Source organism: Hyella patelloides LEGE 07179 (assembly GCF_900659865.1).
Classification (GTDB): domain Bacteria; phylum Cyanobacteriota; class Cyanobacteriia; order Cyanobacteriales; family Xenococcaceae; genus Hyella; species Hyella patelloides.
The window spans coordinates 5,961-12,700 of record NZ_LR214366.1 but is presented as its reverse complement, the minus strand read 5'-3'; the positions used below and the strand labels follow the sequence as shown (position 1 = coordinate 12,700).

Below are 6,740 nucleotides of genomic sequence, written 5' to 3'. Positions count from 1 at the left end.
AGGTAAAAATCAGCTAAATTTATGTCATTTTTGCATTGGTTTTTAACAAAATTTCAATAAGTTCTTATTCCAAAGTAAAACTGAGAACTTTATATTTTTGAGTTGGCACTTATGGTAGCTATCTTAGCTTTACCCCAACTTAGAGATTTAAGTGGGTAAATATACTTTTTTGCTGTGGAAGTGTTGCAGTACAGGGAGCGACAGAGACTTGAAAAAGCTAAAAAAGAGCGAGAAAGAAGGGAAAAAGACCGAGCCTATCAAGCTATAATGCAGACTATGTATGGCATAGAACCTCTCCCGCCTCCCGTATCTACACCCCCCAGAAAAAGGATATTAATACATCAGAGGAGATGTGGATACCACAATTAATCCGTCTGAAATGGAGAAAAATGAATCTGAGGACACGCTCTCTAATCTCCAGCCATATCTTGATTTGTTGTCTGGGACTGTAAATGTGGGTTTTGATGTACTAAAAGAATGGATGAGAAGGACAAAAGAGAATCGATGGTTGTCTCAGATGCTCTGGTGGGGGTTCTTCAAATCCTTATGTCTGACGACCTATTGTTGATTCATACCTCTTTTATCAATTTCTGAGTTTCTTCTACTAAATGTTTTTGTAAAGTTGGTTCTAACTTGAAAAAACCCTTTTGAGAATAAATAAGATGGTTATTATTTCGTTGATACGAGTCTAGTATGATTTCGCTATTATCGACCTTAAATGCACCAATAATATCTTCTGGCAGAATATTCCCTCTCGGATTAGCGCACCGACCATCAATAATATAAACCCAGCCCTTCTTTTGACGTTTGGCTTCAGCATTAAGACTATGGCTATAAGGCGCAAACTTAGCAATGAGACTATGAAAAAAATTAATGAATTGGGAATTAGGAAAAAAATTCTCTAGATTAATACTATCATCTTCAGAATTGCTGTTTTTCAAAGTTCCTAATATACATTGAGAAGCTAGTTTTTCGCCTTCTATTTGTTGCGGAGATAATAAGGAAATAACTTTCTGAGATTTATTATCCACCTCGATCGTGTATAAATACATAATAAACAAAGATAAATTATAGTGTCATAGACAGTTCAACACCATTGTAAGCAAAAATTTTATACCCATCGCGAAAGACAACTGCTGGTCTGTTTTCTGCGTGTAGAATATAATCATCTTTGAATAATAATTCAGTTGGTCTATCGCTAACAAAACATATATCTACGAAAGGCAAAACAAAACCACAGTTTTTCACTAAAAGCTGAAGAGCTTCCCATTTCTCTGAAATATAATCGCAACCAAAAACTGAGTAAGCACAATCTAGAAACCAAGCATGACACGCCCAAAATTGATTCGATATTTTAGACGAAAGCTGGGGCTGAGCAATCGAGAAAACTTTAGCAGAAAAACCTAGTTCGTTTTGTTGAGTACTAGGTTGTGGTAGATCAATGCGTCTATATGGAATATTTTCTATAGCTCTAGTTATTAAGGCTATCTTTAAAAATCTAATAATACCAGGAGATGATTGACCCGTATATTTATCTCTTTGTTTTGCCATCTCAATAGCAGCACGAGGACTATCAACAAAAATTATTTTAGGAACTTTTCTTAAACCTACAGCAAGATAGACGGCGTTAATCGCATCTGTTGCCTGCTGACGTTCGATTCTTTCAGTACACTTAGCTACTGTCATCCATTTTTCATGAAGAGTACGTGCAAGCTCTTTTTGTTCTGTGGTCAATTGAGACCACATATCTAAATCTGACATATCATCAACGCCGTCAAAGGTACTCTTTTTCATACTAAAAAAATCAACGTGGAAATGGAATTGAAGGACCTAGATTATATCTACCTCTATCCCGACCTAGAACTCTTCTGTAACTCTCGATGTATTGACGAGAAAATCCTCCTTCAAAGCTAATTTCCGTTCTATTTGGTGAACCATCTCCTACTTCTAAAAAGACGTTACGACCACCAGGAGGTCTGCGAATTCTGTATACATATCCATATCCTTCAGTCTGAGCCGTTTCACGATTTACTATCTCACTATATGTTGCAGCGTGTTGCTCATTGTTAGTAGTTGAAACCCATTGAGATTCCGTGTCTATATCTACGAATATATCTGATAAATCTTCTCTAGGATTGTCCCTTATTTGAGTAACATGCTCTCTTAAGCTTATGTTGCCGTCTGGATTCCGAGGTTGAAAACCACCGTCTGCAAATATCTCAGAGGGTGGTCTGGTATCTCCTCTGTACACATACTCGTTATCATTATTCTCTTCTTCGTTATCGTTGCTGTTGGGAGGTTCACTTATGGGAGCAGAACAGGCTTGTATCTCTGAATCTTGCTGATTATCATCATTTTCTCGATTTTCTCTAATTTCTTCAATCAGTTCTTCCATTCTTTCAACCCATTCACTCCAATCCTCTTGGTTGTCGGGATTAAAGGGGTCTTGTGGTTGACAAGAGACTCCTGGTGCGCTGATACAGGTAGGATTGACAAATGGTCTAGGTAAATTAGGTCTGTTTAGTTCCTCCAGTTGTTCTTCAAAAAGTCCTGGAATTTGACCATTTACAGGGGCGCGAAATCTTATGGGATTTTGAGAAGGATTGATCTGATTGAACGGTTGTGACGAAGCACCAGGATATCTTGGAGCATTTCTATTAGTTGGTCTGGGGGCAGTCCTTATATTTCCTCGAAAATTCTTCTGAGCAGGTCTATTAACAGGTCGTGCCATTACTGGTCGAAGACCGAAAGGATCGGTATAGTTAGTAGGAGAATTACCTACATAACGAGACAAATTAGTATCCCCGCCAGCAAAACCAATCGTGTCCTCCTGAATAAAGACCCCATTTACAGGGTCATAAGGACGAGAGCGATAGTAATAAAGCCCAGTTTCTTCATCTAACTCTCTTCCCGTATAGCTAAAGCGGAAACTAACGCTACTATCGGTTTCCAGGGTAATATTGCCAAAAGCATCGTAAGTAATCTGGTTGACAATATTGCCATCGTTATCTGTTACCAGTTTCACCGAACCCTGATTGTCGGTCAACGCCCAAAGTACCTCATCACCGCTAGCATTTTCTTGAGCGAGAACTTGGTCTATACCAGCACCGTGTAAAAAGCGTTCGGTTTGATTGCCTTCTCCATCAAAAGTAAGCGCAATATGGTCGCCATCGTAAACAAACCGTTCTACTTCTGCAACTCCCGCACCATCACCATCAGCATCGACTGATTTGGCAATTCTGCGGTTATAAACATCATAGGTATACTCAGAATTGGCAATGACATTACCGCCAGCATCTTTAGTAACAACAGCAACTAATCTGTTACGGTAATCCCATTCATACTCTGTGACCTCACCTGTAGCTATTTCAGTCCGTTTAACCCTGTTACCTTCATTATCGTATTCATAGTTATAAGTACCATCGGAGATTAATTGATTATTATCTCCCGTGACATAACCAGTATTAGTGCGGTTGCCGTTATTATCGTAGCTGTAGTCCTCATCTGCTTGATAAGAGTGTTCCGCATCCACTAATTGGTCGGTTTTGTCATAGTCGTAATTAGATACACCATCAAAAGAGGTATAGCTAGTAACACGGTTGGCACTATCGTAAGCCCACTGATAGTCAGCAAAAATAGTTCCATTTTGGTCGTGAACCAGATCGGTCAAGCGACCCGCATCATCAAAGGTATAGTTACTCTCGGCGACTAATTGTGTACCTGCTAGGTCGCTGTAGCGAGTTATCTCTTTCATCTGGGAGGCTTTATCGTAGCTCATGTCAACCCGCTTTTCGCTGACACCATCACCACCAGATTGAGTGATGCTCTTAACTCGGTCTAATTCGTCGTAGGTAAAGGTTTCGATGCCTTTATCCACTCCATCAATGCGGTCTGTAACTTGTGTTAGATTATCAACGGGGTCGTAGGTATAATTAAAGACCACGTTGGGAACGTCGGGAGTCCCTGCATTGTCAACGGAGGTTAATCTACCATCGAGGTCGTAATCGTAACTGTAAGCCGAATCTGGGTCATCAGCAGTGAGTAGTTGAGAGGCTGCGTCGTATTGGAAATTGATATTACGAACGGGATTGCCCAATTCATCCAGCCAAACTTCGTTTTCTTGGCGGTTGAGATTGTCGTAGGTATAATTAATCTCTCTGCCATTGCGGTCTATATAGGAAACTTGGTTGCCCACCTCATCGTAATCATAAGTTCTGGTATTGCCTAATTGGTTGGTGTCAGTAGCTAAGCGATTGAGATTGTCGTAGGTGTAGCTAGTGGTATTATTTTCGGGGTCTGTAAGAGATAAGAGATTACTTACAGGGTCGTAGCCATAAGTAGTAGTGCGGTTCTCCGCATCGGTTTGAGATTCTAAGCGATTTAGTTGGTCGTAATTATAGGTGGTTTGATGACCCAAATCGTTAGTAAAAGAAATTACGTTCCCAACTGCATCGTATTCGGTAGTGTCGGTGTGAATTAAGGGGTTGGTAACGGTTTTTTGTCGGTTGAGTTTGTCATAGGTAAAGGTGGTAGTACGGTCAAGCTCGTCAGTAACGGCAATAACATTTCCTACAGCATCGTAATCAGTAGTTACAGTATCTAGAAGATGATTGGTCAGAACTGTGGGGCGATTGAGTTTATCGTATGTCCAGCTAGTTGTATGGTTATTAGCATCGGTGAGAGAGGTTAAATTACCGACCTTATCGTATGCCCATCTAGTAGTATGTTCAAGGGGAGTAGTAACGCTAGTTTGACGGTTGAGTGAGTCGTATGCCCATCTAGTAGTACGGTCAAGCTCGTCAGTAAAGCTCTCTAGATTGCCAACAGGGTCGTATCCATAGGTAACGCTTTCGTTATTGGCATCAATTTCTTTAATTAAACGATGGAGCTTGTCGTATTCGTAAGTGGTTGTATTATTTCTGGCATCGGTTACGGAACTAATTTTGCCGACCTCATTAAACTCCGTAGTAGTAATATTTCCCAGGGCATCTTTGACAGAAGTGAGCAGATTGCGGTTGTCGTAAGCGAAGGTAGTAGTACGATTTAACTCATCGGTTACTTCAACAACATTACCCACAGCGTCATAGTCGGTAGTAACAGTATCTCCAAGAGCATTTTCCACCACGCTCAAGCGATTGAGAGCATCGTAGGTGTATTTAGTAGTATTGTTTCTTTTGTCAGTGACAGAAGTTAAATTGCCTAGGGGGTCATAAGTGTAGCTGGCGGTATTAAATAGGGGATCGAGGATTTGCGTATTGCGGTTTAGCCCGTCATAAGCAAAGGTAGTAAAGCGATCTAATTCGTCTTCAAGCGCAACGAGATTTCCAACGGGATCGTAAAAGTATTCAATTTCCTCTAGATTGGGATCGATAATACTCTTTAAGCGATTTCTACTATCGTAGCCGTAGCTATAAACGCGACCCAACTCATCGGTAGTAGAAAGTAGATTACCCACCTCATCATACTGATTGGTGAAACTATCTCCCAAAGGATTGATAACCTTTGTCTGACGGTTAAGCTCGTCGTAGCGGAAGCGGGTCTTATGACCTCTAGCATCTTCTACCGCAATTAAATTGTCGGTGCTGTCGTAAGAGTAAACGGTAGTATTATCTTCTGCATCGATTTCGCGAATCAGGCGGTTTCTGACATCGTAGATATATTTAGCTTCATTACCATTGGGATCGATAATCTGAGTTAAATTATTATCTGCGTCGTACTTAAACTGAGTGATCTTGCCTTCACCATCAACAAATCCTATCAACCGATCTCTGCTGTCATAGATATTCTTAGTTACTCGACCCTCAGCATCGGTTATTTCTATTAGATTATCGTTAGCATCATAGTCAAACTCTGTAATCTCATCATTGGCATCGGTAATTGAAATTTGGCGATTCTTTTCATCGTAGGTGTATTCAGTTGTCTTATTTCTACTGTCGGTAGTAGAGATTAAATTACCCGCAGCGTCGTAATCAAAGGTAGTTATGGGACTTTCTAAAGCACCCGCACCATCTGGGTCGGCTTCGGTTATTTTAATAATCCGATTGAGAGCATCATATTCAAACTCGGTACGATTGCCATTTTCATCAGTAATAGCGGTTTGATTTCCCGCAGCATCGTATTCGTAGGTAACAGTAGCTTCGTCAGCAGTCCCTAAAGCATAGGTAGTACTAATCAATCTGCCAAAAAGATCGTATTCATAATCGGTGACCCTACCTTCAGGGTCGGTCATGGTATCCATTAGACCCGCAGCAGTATAGGTATAGCTGGTGATGAGATCATCTGCTCCTCCTACTGCACCAACAACTTTAGTAGTAGAGAGGTTATTACCATTATCAGGGTCGATATCGTAGAGAGTAATGCGCCCCAACTCATCAGTAGCGGAGCTTAACTGATTGAATGTAGATTCGTAGGTAAAAGTGCGCTCTCCAGATTTAACTTTTACAGCACCATTAAAATTGTTGAAATGAACCCCTAAAGTATCACCTTGAACAATTAAGTCCAAATCACCATCAGAATCTAAATCTCTTAAAAGAGTAGAAGAAGGCTTATTAACAGTGGGAATATCTATACGATCTTCAAAAGTACCATCCTCATTTCCTAATAATACCGATACACTATTACCTAAAGGGTTAGAAGTAATAATATCCAGAAGACCATTATTATCAATGTCTTCTAGCTCAATTGCTATCGAACGACTTCCACGACTTGCAGTGGAATAATCAACTTTGGGGGCAAAAGAG

At 40.4% G+C, this 6,740-nt stretch carries 3 protein-coding genes; all 3 read right to left on the bottom strand.

Annotated features, from left to right (window positions below):
• Window positions 1-569: 569 nt before the first annotated feature.
• Window positions 570-1,052 (bottom strand): hypothetical protein, encoded by a 483-nt coding sequence (locus H1P_RS34175; RefSeq protein ID WP_144876058.1) that lies wholly within the window; start codon window positions 1,050-1,052, stop codon window positions 570-572.
• 16 nt (window positions 1,053-1,068) lie between these two features.
• Complete coding sequence (locus tag H1P_RS34170) at window positions 1,069-1,794, bottom strand: DUF6745 domain-containing protein (protein ID WP_144876055.1); 726 nt, start codon at window positions 1,792-1,794, stop codon at window positions 1,069-1,071.
• A 10-nt stretch (window positions 1,795-1,804) separates the two neighbouring features.
• On the bottom strand, window positions 1,805-6,740 hold a 4,936-nt coding region (locus H1P_RS37085), incomplete at its 5' end, for an RHS repeat-associated core domain-containing protein (protein WP_186376321.1).

Excerpts from the sequence above, each read along its gene's own strand:
- H1P_RS34175 (WP_144876058.1), bottom strand. The coding sequence starts at position 1,052 with ATGTATTTATACACGATCGAGGTGGATAATAAATCTCAGAAAGTTATT.
- H1P_RS34170 (WP_144876055.1), bottom strand. The coding sequence starts at position 1,794 with ATGAAAAAGAGTACCTTTGACGGCGTTGATGATATGTCAGATTTAGAT.